The following is a 13,346-nucleotide window of genomic DNA, read 5'->3' as shown; positions in this document are numbered from 1 at the left end:
GTGTTGAACGTAAAGCAACTAAAAAGGAAAAAATGGGTCCCCAGAAGTAATTGAATAGAAAGGAGGTCGTTAACATGTTGCCATTCCATTTAATGATCATAACAAAAGTGAAGGGTGCTTTTCATCGTAGTTTATCTACGGAACTACATCAGCGCTCCATTCATCAACGCATGTCAGAAGCCGAAATGAAACGAAACCGAGCTTCGATGTGGTAATCCTAATTTAAAAGACAGTAAGGAGAAATGATCATGTTAACGATACATTTAGTTTTTGTCACAATTCGTCTTCGCGTTCATGAACGAACTTTAGCTGAGGAACAACATTATTTGCGAGTGAAAAGACAAATGAATGTAAGAAGTGAAAAACCAATCTGGATGCATTAATACCAAAACGGAAAGGAAGAGAATGATGATTATCGATCAGAAGAAATTAGCCATTCAAAAATGGATCGCAGTAGAGAAAGGGTTAACCTGAAGTAATCTATCTGGAAAGGAGTGAAGTGGAATGACTTTACATTTATTGTTTGTTACAATCACTTTTTCGATCAAACGTAATCGGCATACGCTTGATCAGGAATTAGACCATAAGAGAAGGCAAGAACTGATTGATTCAAACCAATACAAACAAAGTTTCTATATCCATCAATAAGTCATAAGGCAGGCGCTCCCTGCCTTATGACTATTTTCTTGAATGCATCGCTATTTTGTATGAAAAGGTAAGATGCGAGTCAAAATAGTAGTGTACATATAGCTGAATCTGTTTTTAAAAGTAGGCAAAGGGGTATTGATTAGTAGAGAAAATTATATAAAAATAAGAGATGTGGTATTTAAAAGGAGTGACAATAATGAGAGAAATGCAAAAAGAAATTATTGAAGAGCTTGGTGTACAACCTTCAATTGATGTAAAAGAAGAAGTCAAAAAGCGCGTTGGATTTTTACAAGATTATCTCAAGAAAAGTGGAACAACTGGATTTGTTCTTGGAATATCAGGTGGACAGGATTCTTCACTTGCAGGGCGTCTTGCACAAATTGCAGTTGAGGAACTTCGTGAAGAAGGAACTGATGCAAGTTTTATTGCTGTGCGATTACCATACGGAGAGCAAAGTGATGAAGATGACGCTCAGGCCGCACTCAAGTTCATTAAGCCTGATCAAACGGTTACGATTAATATTAAACCTGCCGTTGATGCTTCAGTCTCAACATATCTTGAAGCCACAGGAAATAGCCTTACTGATTTTATAAAAGGCAATAACAAAGCTAGAGAGCGAATGATTGCTCAGTATAACATTGCAGGCGATGAGAAGAAGCTTGTTATTGGAACAGATCACGCAGCAGAAGCTGTGACGGGCTTCTATACGAAGCATGGCGATGGGGCATGCGATATCACGCCTCTTTTTGGTTTGAATAAACGTCAAGGTAGAGCGATTCTTGAAGAAATCGGTATGCCAGACCATCTTGTGGAGAAAGTGCCGACAGCTGATTTAGAAGATGATCGCCCAGCACTTCCTGATGAAGAAGCGCTAGGAGTAAGTTATAAGCATATCGATGATTACCTTGAAGGAAAAGAAGTTCCTGAAGAGGCTTCTAAGACAATTGAGAATCATTTCATTAAAACAAAGCATAAGCGAAACATGGCCGCAACAATATTCGATAGCTGGTGGAAGTAAGATGAGAAAGAGACCTGAATAAGGTCTCTTTTTTTTGCGTATGAATAAATAAAACAGGAGATGGCGCTATCAAGGTGAAAGGGTTTGGGGACATGAGCGATAATCTAAATTATCTTCAAGACATTAGTCACAAGCTTCTCAGAGATTCAGGTTTAGATGTGCAAATTCAATTAAAAGACTATTTTCCTGAGCGAAGACTAATAGGAGGAAAATATTCATTAGAAACGAATCAAGTCACAATTTATGTAGAAGAGGTACGAACGCAGTGTGTTAAGTTAATTGGATCAGAGGAACAATTTCTTGATTTTTTCACTGTGATTTTGGCTCATGAACTTGGTCATGCCGCAGACTCTAACCTTCCTATTTTAGCTAGTAAGAGGGCACATACTGAGTGTTTAGAAATGAAGAAGCAAGTATCCGTCCTAATTGAAAATAATGCCTGGAACTATGCTTACAATCTTGTTCCACAATTCAAGGACATTCTAGCGCTTCTAAAAGAACACTCTATGAAGCTTTATAAGTAAAATTTTATAATATGTAATTTTCTGAAAACATATACAGATGATAAACACCTTGTTAAAATAAGTGAAAAACGTGCTTCACATCCATTTAACGTAAAGGTGTGACGTTTATGAAGGTAATCAAAACGTATTACCCGAAAGTGAAAGCAGTCGAATTTTTTATGATGCTTGTGTATAGTATTGTCGTTTGCTTTGGCACCCTATTGTTGTGGTTAAAAGAAGATTTAACATTTGAACGCTGGCGAAGTTTCATGCTAATTGGGCTCATTTATGTCTTGTTTTGTACCTTTCTTAGTTTCTGCATTCGAACACAGCGAATCGAACTAACAGAATATAGGATCGAACACAAGTTACTAGGATTTAGCTGTCGAAGTGTAGCTTTTTCGTCCGTTAAAGAAGTTATGTTTGGAAAAATAAACGGTTCCCCAGTTATTGCTATTATTAACGAAAATACTCAAAAGCCTATCTTTGCCCCTTATATTCCATTTGAAAAGGACTGGGATGAAATTAGTTCTTTCATAAAGGAACGAAATCACACGGTTATTATAACAATTTAAAGAAGCGCCTATTTGGCGCTTCTTTAATGTTTAGAAGTTCGGTTATGCCATTGATGGTTCTAGAGCGACGGCTGGACCGAAAAACTCAAAATGCATTTTATCTTCATCGACTCCGAGCTTTGTTAATGCTTCTTTAACAGCCTTCATAAATGGAAGTGGTCCACAGAAATAATAATGCGTATTGTGTTCTAATGGAAGAATTTCTTTTAACCATTCGCTCGTTACAAATCCTTCTTTTTGATAACTGTTTTTCATAGAATCCTCTTTCGTAGGGGATTCATAACATACGAAATAGTCCATAGATGGATGATTGAGAGTCTTAAGTTCCTCGTCAAAAGCATGGACATTTCCATTAAGTGCTGCATGAACAAAAGTCGTTTTTCTATTTTGATCTGCGCTGACCTTCAGCATACTTAGCATAGGTGTTATACCTACCCCACCACTTAAAAGAACGATTGGAGATTGATCTTTCTCCAAATAAAAGTCACCTGCAGGAGCGGTTAAGCTTAACTCATCATTTTCTTTAATATTGTCGTGTAAATAGTTGGAAACGATTCCGTCAGGTTTTGAAGGATTTTTTTCTTTTTTCACAGATATACGATAGTAAGGTTTACCAGGAACGTCAGATAAACTGTACTGACGAATATGAGTGAATTGATCTCCTGGAATGTGAACTTTGACACTAATATATTGTCCAGGTTTAAATGAAGCAATTGGATTCCCATCAGCTGGTTTTAAATAGAAAGAGGTAATTACATCACTTTCTTTCTGTTTCCTATCGACAACAAAAGTACGTTCAAGGTCCCAGCCACCCTGTTGTTTTGCTGCATCTTCATACATCTCTTCTTCCACCTCGATGAAGACGCTAGCTATGACGCCATAGGCCTCTTCCCATGCAAGTAAGATTTCTTCTGTTGCAGCTTCTTTAAGAACTTCTTTAATTGCCTTAAGTAAATATTCTCCTACAATTGGGTAATGTTCTGGTTTAACACCAAGGCTACGGTGTTTATGAGCAACTTGTTTAACAACAGGAAGAATAGTTTCTAATTGATCAATATGTTTGGCAGCCGCATAAACTGCATTTGCAAGAGCTTGTTGTTGTCTTCCTTGTTTTTGATTAGCGTGGTTAAAAATATTTAATAGTTCAGGATGGTTCTCAAATAGCATTTCATAAAAACGCTTTGTAATTTCAGTACCGTGAACTTCGAGGACAGGTACTGTTGATTTAATTGTAGTAATGGTTTTAGATGATAACATAGATAAAACCTCCATAATTTTAAAGGTGTATTTTTAATACATCTTTATGGTATCGAATTGTTATTTGAAAAGCAATATAAAATATACATCTTTAAAGAAACGTTCACATCTTATAGAAAGCATTGTAGAACACTATGCTTTAGGAGGTATGATAAAATAGAACCATGAACAATGGAGCGAAAAGAGGTTGAAGGAACATGCGTTTAACTAATTACACGGATTACTCGTTAAGAATGCTGATTTATCTTGGTAGTATGAAAGAGGATAAGTTAGCTAGCATACAAGAAATCGCTAATGCCTATCAAATTTCAAAAAATCATCTCATGAAAGTAGCACATGAGCTTGGGAAAAATGGATATATCGAAACGATTAGAGGGCGAAATGGTGGATTGCGACTCGCTCATCTCCCAGAAGATATTAATGTGGGAAAAGTTGTAAGAAGCACTGAAGAAGACTTCAATTTAGTGGAGTGCTTTGATAAGGAAAATAATAGCTGTGTGATTAGTCCTGCTTGTCGATTAAAACATGTCCTACATGATGCCTTATCAGCTTATTTTGAAGTTCTTGATGGTTATCAGCTGTCTGATTTAATTATAAACGATGAGATGCTCGTTAAACTATTCAACACTAATCTATAGCGTAGCAATCTAATTATGTATGAATATACTGTCATTAGAGGAGAGTGGCAGGTATGGAATGGTTAGAGCTGACAGGTCTTGGCGGAATCGTTGCTATCCTAACAGTTATACGTTTGAAGTATGGACGTTACTCCACCCATCATCGGTATTTAAGGGAAGAAGTTATGTCTGAGAAGTGGGCAAGAGAAAAGAAGAGAGATCATAACGGTTGATAAGACGTTCCAGTCAGGGGCGTCTTATTTTTTTAATTAGAATTCCATAAGGACAGACACGTAGGGGTAGGCATTCACATAAACATAAGATATAGTAAAAGCCCATCTTTGGGAGGTGAGTATGTGTCATTACTGGCAGCACTTGCTTACGTATGTAAGGAAGTTCTTTTCTTTGTCTCGTTTGTGAAGAACAATGCTTTTCCTCAGCCTCTCTCAAGAAAGGACGAAAGAAAGTATTTAGAACTGATGGCAAAAGGTGATGAAGATGCACGAAATCGTCTGATCGAGCATAACCTCCGTCTTGTCGCTCATATTGTGAAGAAGTTTGAAAATACAGGTGAAGACCCTGAAGATCTCATTTCGATAGGGACAATCGGATTAATTAAAGCAATTGAAAGCTACTCTACTGACAAGGGTACTAAGCTAGCAACCTATGCTGCAAGATGCATTGAGAACGAAATCCTAATGACACACATGAGCGTAAAAATTTGGAAGGAATTTGCGCTCAACTCTACTAGGACAATCGTACGAATTCATACATTGTCTTAGGAGGCGATAAGATGAAGATTCAACTTATCGAGGGAGCACAATCAAAGGAAGCTCGTTCCAAAGCTTATCAACATCTTAAGAAGTTATACGGAAAGGAGAGTCTTCTAAATAATGATTGGGATTTACGCTCGCGTCTCAACAGAGGAACAAGCGAAAAGAGGATTCAGTCTCAAAGAGCAGATTAGGTCATGTAGAGAAAAGGCAGGACAAAAAGACGGGATTTTAGAATATGTGGATGAGGGATTGTCTGGGGAGTTTTTAAATAGACCTAATTTAACAAAGTTAAGAGAAGATTTAAAAGAGGGAATTATCACAAAAGTAATATGTCTAGATCCCGACCGTTTGTCACGTAAATTAATGAACCAGTTAATTGTGACAGAAGAAATTGAGAAACGGGCAGAACTGATTTTTGTAAATGGTGAATATAAAAAGACACCTGAAGGAATGCTTTTTTATCAAATGCGTGGTGCAATAGCAGAATTTGAAAAAGCTAAAATCACTGAAAGAATGTCTAGAGGGAGAAGAGAAAAAGCACAACAGGGAAAAGTAGTAAGGAATTTTCAGATCTATGGGTATGATTACGATAAGGAAAGCGAACAGTTGGTCATCAATGAATATGAAGCAAGAATTGTGAAGATGATATTTGAACTCTACACAAACCCTAATAATAACTTTAAAGGGGTCAATGGTATAGCAAAATTCTTAACTGCTCAAGGTATTCCTACAAAAAAGAGAGTAGAACATTGGCATAGACAAGTTGTTAAACAAATACTGATGAATCGAGTATATATTGGCGAATTCTATCAAAATCGCTGGAACACTGAAGGAATGATAAGCAATCGATACAACAACGATACTTCAAAGAAAATAAAAATGACAGTTAGACCGACCGAAGAGTGGATATTAACTCCCTCACCTTTAATAATAGAGCAGTCGCAATTTGACTATGCTCAACAACTATTAAAGCAAGGGAAAAGAAGGTGGAGCGGTCAAAGTAAATATAAGTATTTACTTAGTGGGCTGCTTCGGTGTGTAGACTGTGGCAATACAATGACTGGGCGTAGACAAAAAAATTGGGGAGAATACCATTTCATATACACCGATGAAAAAAACACGTCAGGAGCTAAGCATAAGGGGTGTAGAAACCGCATTAGAACCGATCAGATCGATAATCAGGTATGGGATAAATTAGAATCTTGGTTAAGGTGTCCAGAGAGTTTATTTGAAGCAGAAGGCAACCTTAAGGATTCTTTGGAGTATGAAAAAAATGAAATTATCCGATTAAATGAAGAATTAAAAAAAAATAAAAAGGCCAAAAGTAGATTGTTAAAATTCATGACGTTTAATGAAGATATAGATGTTCAGGAATTTCGCACTATGTTGGTTGAATTGCAAAATAAAGAATTAGAAATTATAAAGGCTATTAATGAGTTAGAAGAGGAAATTAGTTTTCAAGATATTAATAAAAGTAACGAAACCTTAGAAGCAGCAATGGATTACTTTTTTTCGAAAGAACAACTTCTTAATTTTGAAGAGAAACAAAATTTAATTCGCATGGTTGTCAAAGAAATTCAAGTGACCAAATGTGGTTCAGTAAAAATATTCACATATTAAAAAATCTTATTTGACCTTCAGCCCAAATGTATATTAATCATGATTAAAAATAGGTATCAAAGTAACTTTGATACCTATTTGTTATTTATTATAAAATAGATTCGTCTAAAAGTTGAGTTCTAAAAGAGTAATTATTATTATGAGAATATTCCTATTTATTAAACAAAAATGAATCGATTGTGATAAAATGGAAAATATGCTAACTCGTTATCTAAAAGGGGGATTTTATGCCTAAAAATGCAAGTGAAATGATAAGTGGAAAGTATAGAGAACTAATTAATCAGAAATATCCACATTTAACTAATAGTTGGCCGATATTATCAGGATTTAATATTATCAATGGCAAGTTTAATCAATATATTATTGTTATTTTTAAGGATACTAATAATAGAGGAATGGTTGCTTCATCTGTTGCAGAGTTCAATTATCAAAACTTAGGTGTTAATGAAATAAATGAAAATAATATCGAAAGAGTAAGAATAAAACTCATAAATGACTACCATCTTCAACCTAGAGATTCAATAGTAATATTGAAAATTGATGGCAGTAATTTTGAATCAGAATTACATAAATTATTGCAAAGACATGAAGTAGTGATGGGAGTGGTTGGTATTAAAATTTTCTTAAGCCATAAAGGTGTAGATAAAGAAATGGTAAGAAATTTTAAAAGCACATTAGAAATAGTTGGATTTGACCCCTGGCTAGATGAAGATGCAATGCACGCAGGTGTCTCTTTAGAAAGAGGCATTAGAGGAGGTTTTACGGATTCTTGTGCAGCTATATTTTTTATAACCCCTAATTTTAAGGATGAAGCTTTTTTAGCTACTGAAGTGGATTATGCAATATCTGAAAAAAGAAAAAAGGGGAGTCAATTCTCTATAATTACGTTAGTTCTAGAAGATGACGGGGAAAAAGGCACTGTTCCCGATCTTTTGCAACAATATGTTTGGAAAGAACCCAAAAATGAACTTGAAGCATTGAGGGAAATTATCAAAGCGGTACCTTTACAATTAGGAGAGCCTTTCTTTAGGGTTTAGATTTTGTTTAAGATTTTGAATTTTGATAGTGTTATAACTGATAATTATCTACTATAAAATGGGGAAAGGTACGCTTTTATTTAAAAGCGTACCTTTTTTATGTTACAGAGTAATGATTATTCATTATAGTAAATTATTGTTTATCAAAATGAATATATGTTTTGAAAAGCGGCCATGATTAAAAAAGAAGCTTTTAATATGTGTGATCATTTAAATAAAATGTAAAGGTGGAGAGCGTTATCCCTTTTTTTGAAAAAAATCTATCCCCTTTTCTAAAACGGCAATTAGGTATTCAGTTTCTTGGGGAGAGTTATTATGAAGTATATTCAGTAATTGCATATTTCGTTTCAAGCGGAAAACAAATTCATTATCGTCATCATTTTCTTTGAGGTCTTCATTGGGGAAGATACCCAATTCTTTATTAAGGATGTCAATTATGGAAAGCTGTATTGTATCCGTTTTACCTGTCTCAAGGTTACTCAAATAGCCAGGAGAAACACCTAATTTCTCTGCAAAGCTATTTAAGCTAATCCCTTTTTGCTGACGAATTATTCGGATTCTCGGTCCAAGATTACTTAGCAATAAAACAACCTCCCTTGTCTAGTTCTGTTGTTAAGTCCTTATTCTATATAAAGATAAATTTTTCCTTTAACTAGCTAGTAAAACAATACAGAAAGGTTGAGAATATGGGTAAAAAAATGTCGAAAAATAAATTCGAGATTGGATCGATTCAGTATAAACATGATCCAGAAGCTGCTAAACAGTGGTATGAAGCGTATGTTGAATTGGTTAAAAACCATTTACTAAATAAAACTTCTAAGTAAGTCTATACACGGCATAAGTGTATATATGGAAAGGAGGGGTTACTTTGAAAAAAACGGTGGTTTACTATCGAAATTCGAATGAAGAATTACAGGAAAATTCAATTGCTGTTCAAAAGAGCAAGGCTCTAGAGTATTCGATTAAACATATCATGCCAATTGATAATGATGGTGTTTATGAAGATAGAGGTACTTCAGCTATAAAAAACAAGTTAGAAGACAGGGCTCAAATGAGTCGTCTATTAGAAGATGTGAAGCAAGGGAAAATTGAAAATTTATTGGTTTATAAACGTGACCGATTAGCTAGAACATCAGTTGAGTATATGGAGATATATAGAGCGCTAAAAGATAATCAAGTGAAAATCCACTTTACAGCTGATAGTGAATATCCAATTGTAAATAGTAATTTTGGAGATTTTATAGAATTGATTTTATCAGGATTGATCGAACATGAAATCAAACAACAAAAAGCACGTATTAGTGAAGCCAAGAGAAGTAAGTTTGAAGACGGATCATATATAGGATCGCTTCCATATGGTTACAGTCTTGATGAAAAAGAATCTAAAATTCTTAGAGTTGAAGAAGAGTTAATTATAGTTAAACAGTTTTATGATTTGGTCCTAAGTAAAGAATTCAAAGAACTAAATCAAATTAAAAAACATATAGAAGGTCTTGGATTAAAAACAAAAAAAGGGGCAATTTGGGAGGTGAAGAAAATTGAAAAACTCTTGGAAAATCCTATTTTTCGTGGAGAACGGATTATGTATTTTAATGGAGAACCAGCTTTTAGGGAAACGAAAGGGACCGCTATTATTAGTAGTGAAGAATGGAATGAAGCTCAAAGAATAATTGGATATTTAAAGCCTAAACGACCTAAAAAGAAAGAAGAGCAGCAATTATATTTTCTGTTAAATTCTAAATTGTTCTGTGGTTTATGTTCTCAATTATTGGAAAATCATAAGAGGCAAAGGCAAGGGCAATTAGTCGGTACCTATGAGTGTAAATGCTCAAAAATAAAAATATTTAAGGAAGATATTGAGCCTATTGTAATAAAACGAGTTAACGATTATTTCACATGGACTCTGAAGGACAACTATGAAAAGTATGCACAGAGGTACTACACTGAACAAAAAATGCAAATTAACAAATTACTTAGTGACAACCTACAATCTGCAAAGAATATAAAAAAGCAATTAGTAGAGGTAACTAAGAAATGGATGAATGAGATGGAAGTAGATAAAAAGGAAGAGAATAAACTCGAACTTATAAATATTAAGGGCAAATTAGATAACTTAGAAGTTAAAAACAATCAATTATTTCAAGATATTAAAGTCATCGATCAAGAATATGATTCTATGCTTAAACACAAAGTTACAAATAAAGTGTTGGAAAAGGACATTTATCATATAGAACCACAAATCGCGAAGAAGTTTATTGATGACCTAGTTTTAAAAATAGTAGTAAGAAAAGACAAGAAAATAATTCTTGATTTTCAATTTTTGCACCCATTTGAAACCTTTAAGGAGGTACGATAATTTGAAAATTGAAGAGGTATTAGTCCCTGAAAAGAGAGGAGTCTTTTATGGAAGATACTCAACTAGAAAGCAGGACATGAAAATGCAGCTTCATTCAGCAGAAATGTTAGCTAAACAGTATGGGTGTGAAATAACAAAAAAATATTTAGATAATGGCGTTTCTGCGACTAAGAAAAAGTTATTGAGTAGAGAACAGTTGGGTAATCTACTCAGAGATGCCGAGAATGACAATTTTGATTATGTAATAGTTTATAGTAATGATCGGTTAGCAAGAGATCCAGTGGAACACTTATATATTAGAAAAATTTTTAGCGATCGTAACATCCCAGTCGTATTAAGCAATAATAATAGCTTTTATGACTCAGGTGAATTGGTCCCACAGCTTGTTAAAGATGGAATGACAAAATTTGAATCAGATAATAATCGAGATCGAACTAGCGATACATTCAAATATAAAGTTCAAAAGGGTGAATGGACAGGAGGTAATCCCCCTTATGGATACTGTTATGATTCGTTAAGTAAGAGGTTGATTGAAATACCTATGGAAATTGAAATAGTCAAAACGATTTTCGGTTTATATAAGCGTGGGCTTGGATTTCAGTCCATAGCTAAAAAAATTTCTGGGGATTCAAGTAACTTAAAGTCTTGGACCAAAGAAGCGGTCAAGACAATTATTACCAATCCATTTTACATGGGATACATGAGTATGAACAAAAGAAAACGGAATGCCCATAATTCAATTACAGAACGTGATGAATGGATTATGGGAAAGAGTCCATTGATTAATGCAGTAATAGACGAGGAAGAATGGGAATACTGCTTTAGAACTTATGAAAATAAGAGAAAAAGAAAAATACCTCCGCGCCATTATACTACACCATTTTTCTTGAAAGAGTTGTTGTTTTGCAAGAAATGTGATTGCAAAATGCACCCTAAAAATCAAAAAACAAAAAGTTCAAATGGTAAAGTGTATGGAAGCAAGATTTATTACTGTAAAAAATGTAGTCTTCGAGTAAAGACTTCTGAAATTCATGATTATGTTTTCTATATACTTGTAAATGTGTTAATAACAAAGGATTTTATGAGACCTCCAGATAACCTATTTTCCGAAGTGAAAAAATCGTATGCTGCTGATAAGAAGTCTTATGGTGAAGAAATAAAAATTCTAGAAGGGTTATTAGGTGAATCCCTTTTGGAAATGGAAAAAGCCAACTTGGAATTAAAAAAAATTATGAGTGATAACACAGCAGAAAGTAGGGATCTTATTGATATCCTACAAGTATACAGAGAAGAAATTAATAACGACATTAAAAATTATAAGAAGAGTATTAACTCAAAGAAAAAGCAAGTAAGGCATATTGATTTGGTTTTAACCGACTTTACCCTGTGGAACGAATTATATAAAGAACTTCAATATGGTTATGTTGGGATGGAAGATGAAACTGTTTTTCGAAGACTTGCTATTCATTTACTCGAGAAGGTTTATTTAGAATATTCTAGTGATGGAAGTGTAACACGTCACATAAGTGGTAATACCCATAAAGGTGTGGTTAATAATATTATTGTTGATTTGACTGCAAAAATTAATGTGGAAGCAACTCATAGGTTAGATATAGAATTGAATTTTGATTGAAGAGGAGCATTGCGAAATTCGACAATGCTATTTCTTTAATATTTCTCGGTAAATAGGTAGGTCATATGGACAATCTAATGATTAATCTCGGCAAAAGGATAGGAAAGGGATCCCTTTCCTATCCTTTTGCCGAGACTGATACTACTGAAATTCGGCTTGTACTAGGGAATTTAAAGTTTATTTAGATCTATATTTTATAAAAGAGAATTTTTGTATTTAAACTTCTCGGTGAAAAGGTAGTTTCAAGAATACATTTCTCGGTATTTAGGTAAGGACGTTTGTAAAGCTATATATAGACAAAAACCAACAAAGTTAATCAGGACTTAAATAGCGCAATGAAGATTTATTAACCGCATACAAATAAGCCAGAACAGCCAGTTTTACACACTTTTAATTATCATTTTTAAGAAAAGAAAAAACAGCTCTATATAGATAGAAGCTGCCAATTGATCCTGCTATAAGATCTTCCCCACATGCTACTCCAGAAACCAATAATTTACCCACTGATGGTAGAAGAGTCAAAGGTGTGAATAAACTTAGTATGGCAAGTGCTAACTTCTTTAATGGAATCACTTTTCCGTTTTTAATTGCGTTAATGGTCTGCTTTGTTACTCCGACTTTGTGGGCTGGATCTTCTTGAGTTCATTTGAATATCGAAGTAATTTTAAATTACTTATTTATTTTACGATTATATATTAACTTCGCTTACTGAGGATGTCATAATACGTCAAACAATTAATTTAAAATGTTTTGAATGTAACACAATAATTGGTCATATTAAAAATACCCAAGGAGTAGCGAAAGGAACGGTTGAACAGTATGAATCAGGGATACCCTTTACAAATTGTAAAGATTCAACAAGAGAAAAAGTTAATTCGAAAATTTTATAATGAGTTTAGTAAAAAGTTAAATAATAATTTATCAATCGATGAAATTTGGAATGGTGTTGGTATTTTTGAAAGTCTTAAATTTGATGAATCAGAGAAGGTAACTGAAGAACAAAAGTCGGTTGTAATGAGCTTTTATAATATTTTTATTGGGGTTTATACGGTTGCAGGAATTCGTGAGGCTCATAGTTTTGCAATGAATATCCTAAAGTAATAACCTGAGAAAATTTCGCTTTGCTAAAAATGAAAATCACACGTTAAATTATAACAAATCGGAAGTAGTTATAAATTAAGCTATATTAGCGCTTATTGGTAATAATGATAATAAAGGGAACTCGGTCGTTGAAGTGACCCCTGTCAAGTAGACAGGAATTAAAAAGCATTTTTAAGCAGCCTGAGCTCTATACTTATAGGGGCTC

16 protein-coding genes and 2 pseudogenes are annotated in these 13,346 nt (G+C 34.0%); 15 read left to right on the top strand and 3 right to left on the bottom strand.

From position 1 onward, the window contains the following. The first annotated feature begins 74 nt into the window (after positions 1–74). The 6 genes from Q4550_RS08615 (at position 75) to Q4550_RS08590 (ending at position 2,744) form a co-directional block, all read left to right on the top strand. The gene (locus Q4550_RS08615) at positions 75–215 is read left to right on the top strand and encodes a hypothetical protein (protein ID WP_303531807.1); all 141 of its coding nucleotides are present in this window, start codon (positions 75–77) and stop codon (positions 213–215) included. A gap of 33 nt (positions 216–248) precedes the next feature. Further along, entirely contained in the window at positions 249–383 is a 135-nt protein-coding gene (locus Q4550_RS08610) for a hypothetical protein (protein WP_276511805.1), read from the top strand. A 121-nt stretch (positions 384–504) separates the two neighbouring features. Continuing rightward, on the top strand, positions 505–648 hold the full coding sequence (locus tag Q4550_RS08605; protein ID WP_194219462.1) for a YrzI family small protein: 144 nt from the start codon (positions 505–507) through the stop codon (positions 646–648). Between the two features lie 196 nt (positions 649–844). Then, on the top strand, positions 845–1,666 hold the full coding sequence (nadE, locus tag Q4550_RS08600) for an ammonia-dependent NAD(+) synthetase (protein WP_303531803.1): 822 nt from the start codon (positions 845–847) through the stop codon (positions 1,664–1,666). Positions 1,667–1,758: 92 nt separating this feature from the next. After that, positions 1,759–2,190, top strand: coding sequence for a hypothetical protein (locus Q4550_RS08595; protein WP_303531802.1), 432 nt, complete (start codon positions 1,759–1,761; stop codon positions 2,188–2,190). Between the two features lie 107 nt (positions 2,191–2,297). Continuing rightward, entirely contained in the window at positions 2,298–2,744 is a 447-nt protein-coding gene (locus tag Q4550_RS08590) for a hypothetical protein (protein ID WP_303531799.1), read from the top strand. Between the two features lie 42 nt (positions 2,745–2,786). On the opposite strand, the gene hmpA is transcribed toward Q4550_RS08590, so the two are convergent. Then, positions 2,787–4,001, bottom strand: coding sequence for an NO-inducible flavohemoprotein (gene hmpA / locus Q4550_RS08585; protein WP_303531796.1), 1,215 nt, complete (start codon positions 3,999–4,001; stop codon positions 2,787–2,789). Positions 4,002–4,198: 197 nt separating this feature from the next. On the opposite strand from hmpA, the gene Q4550_RS08580 reads away from it, so the two are divergent. From Q4550_RS08580 to Q4550_RS08560, 5 genes and pseudogenes are all read left to right on the top strand, one after another. Further along, positions 4,199–4,639: an Rrf2 family transcriptional regulator gene (locus tag Q4550_RS08580; RefSeq protein WP_194219467.1), complete on the top strand. Its 441-nt coding sequence runs from the start codon at positions 4,199–4,201 to the stop codon at positions 4,637–4,639. 53 nt (positions 4,640–4,692) lie between these two features. Further along, entirely contained in the window at positions 4,693–4,851 is a 159-nt protein-coding gene (locus tag Q4550_RS08575) for a hypothetical protein (protein ID WP_303531793.1), read from the top strand. Positions 4,852–4,974: 123 nt separating this feature from the next. Further along, a pseudogene (locus Q4550_RS08570) lies at positions 4,975–5,388 on the top strand (sigma-70 family RNA polymerase sigma factor); the annotation flags it as partial. Between the two features lie 123 nt (positions 5,389–5,511). After that, positions 5,512–7,014, top strand: coding sequence for a recombinase family protein (locus Q4550_RS08565; RefSeq protein ID WP_303531790.1), 1,503 nt, complete (start codon positions 5,512–5,514; stop codon positions 7,012–7,014). Between the two features lie 227 nt (positions 7,015–7,241). Beyond that, positions 7,242–8,051: a toll/interleukin-1 receptor domain-containing protein gene (locus tag Q4550_RS08560; protein ID WP_303531787.1), complete on the top strand. Its 810-nt coding sequence runs from the start codon at positions 7,242–7,244 to the stop codon at positions 8,049–8,051. A gap of 237 nt (positions 8,052–8,288) precedes the next feature. Here Q4550_RS08560 and Q4550_RS08555 read toward each other — a convergent pair whose 3' ends face one another. Further along, positions 8,289–8,633 (bottom strand): helix-turn-helix domain-containing protein, encoded by a 345-nt coding sequence (locus tag Q4550_RS08555; protein ID WP_303531785.1) that lies wholly within the window; start codon positions 8,631–8,633, stop codon positions 8,289–8,291. Between the two features lie 104 nt (positions 8,634–8,737). Here Q4550_RS08555 and Q4550_RS08550 point away from each other — a divergent pair, with 104 nt between their 5' ends. Genes Q4550_RS08550 through Q4550_RS08540 form a run of 3 tightly spaced genes read left to right on the top strand, consistent with a single transcriptional unit; the run spans position 8,738 to position 12,040 of the window. Next, positions 8,738–8,875: a hypothetical protein gene (locus Q4550_RS08550; protein ID WP_303531784.1), complete on the top strand. Its 138-nt coding sequence runs from the start codon at positions 8,738–8,740 to the stop codon at positions 8,873–8,875. Between the two features lie 44 nt (positions 8,876–8,919). Beyond that, positions 8,920–10,407 (top strand): recombinase family protein, encoded by a 1,488-nt coding sequence (locus tag Q4550_RS08545; protein ID WP_303531782.1) that lies wholly within the window; start codon positions 8,920–8,922, stop codon positions 10,405–10,407. Between the two features lies 1 nt (position 10,408). Continuing rightward, positions 10,409–12,040 carry a recombinase family protein gene (locus Q4550_RS08540; RefSeq protein WP_303531781.1) on the top strand — a complete coding sequence of 544 codons (1,632 nt, stop codon included), beginning with the start codon at positions 10,409–10,411 and terminating at the stop codon, positions 12,038–12,040. 390 nt (positions 12,041–12,430) lie between these two features. Here Q4550_RS08540 and Q4550_RS24635 read toward each other — a convergent pair. Next, positions 12,431–12,670, bottom strand: a pseudogene (locus tag Q4550_RS24635) (helix-turn-helix transcriptional regulator); the annotation flags it as partial. A 189-nt stretch (positions 12,671–12,859) separates the two neighbouring features. On the opposite strand from Q4550_RS24635, the gene Q4550_RS08535 reads away from it, so the two are divergent. Beyond that, positions 12,860–13,141, top strand: a complete 282-nt coding sequence (locus tag Q4550_RS08535) for a hypothetical protein (RefSeq protein WP_303531779.1) — start codon at positions 12,860–12,862, stop codon at positions 13,139–13,141. Positions 13,142–13,346 lie beyond the last annotated feature (205 nt).

Source organism: Anaerobacillus sp. 1_MG-2023 (genome assembly GCF_030547345.1).
Taxonomy (GTDB): Bacteria; Bacillota; Bacilli; order Bacillales; family Guptibacillaceae; genus Guptibacillus; species Guptibacillus hwajinpoensis_B.
The sequence above is the reverse complement of the archived record's forward strand: the minus strand, read 5'-3'. Positions and strand labels throughout refer to the sequence as shown.

Excerpts from the sequence above, each read along its gene's own strand:
- hmpA (WP_303531796.1), bottom strand. The coding sequence starts at position 4,001 with ATGTTATCATCTAAAACCATTACTACAATTAAATCAACAGTACCTGTC.
- nadE (WP_303531803.1), top strand. The coding sequence starts at position 845 with ATGAGAGAAATGCAAAAAGAAATTATTGAAGAGCTTGGTGTACAACCT.
- Q4550_RS08590 (WP_303531799.1), top strand. The coding sequence starts at position 2,298 with ATGAAGGTAATCAAAACGTATTACCCGAAAGTGAAAGCAGTCGAATTT.
- Q4550_RS08595 (WP_303531802.1), top strand. The coding sequence starts at position 1,759 with ATGAGCGATAATCTAAATTATCTTCAAGACATTAGTCACAAGCTTCTC.
- Q4550_RS08610 (WP_276511805.1), top strand. The coding sequence starts at position 249 with ATGTTAACGATACATTTAGTTTTTGTCACAATTCGTCTTCGCGTTCAT.
- Q4550_RS08605 (WP_194219462.1), top strand. The coding sequence starts at position 505 with ATGACTTTACATTTATTGTTTGTTACAATCACTTTTTCGATCAAACGT.
- Q4550_RS08535 (WP_303531779.1), top strand. The coding sequence starts at position 12,860 with ATGAATCAGGGATACCCTTTACAAATTGTAAAGATTCAACAAGAGAAA.
- Q4550_RS08565 (WP_303531790.1), top strand. The coding sequence starts at position 5,512 with ATGATTGGGATTTACGCTCGCGTCTCAACAGAGGAACAAGCGAAAAGA.
- Q4550_RS08560 (WP_303531787.1), top strand. The coding sequence starts at position 7,242 with ATGCCTAAAAATGCAAGTGAAATGATAAGTGGAAAGTATAGAGAACTA.
- Q4550_RS08550 (WP_303531784.1), top strand. The coding sequence starts at position 8,738 with ATGGGTAAAAAAATGTCGAAAAATAAATTCGAGATTGGATCGATTCAG.
- Q4550_RS08615 (WP_303531807.1), top strand. The coding sequence starts at position 75 with ATGTTGCCATTCCATTTAATGATCATAACAAAAGTGAAGGGTGCTTTT.
- Q4550_RS08580 (WP_194219467.1), top strand. The coding sequence starts at position 4,199 with ATGCGTTTAACTAATTACACGGATTACTCGTTAAGAATGCTGATTTAT.
- Q4550_RS08575 (WP_303531793.1), top strand. The coding sequence starts at position 4,693 with ATGGAATGGTTAGAGCTGACAGGTCTTGGCGGAATCGTTGCTATCCTA.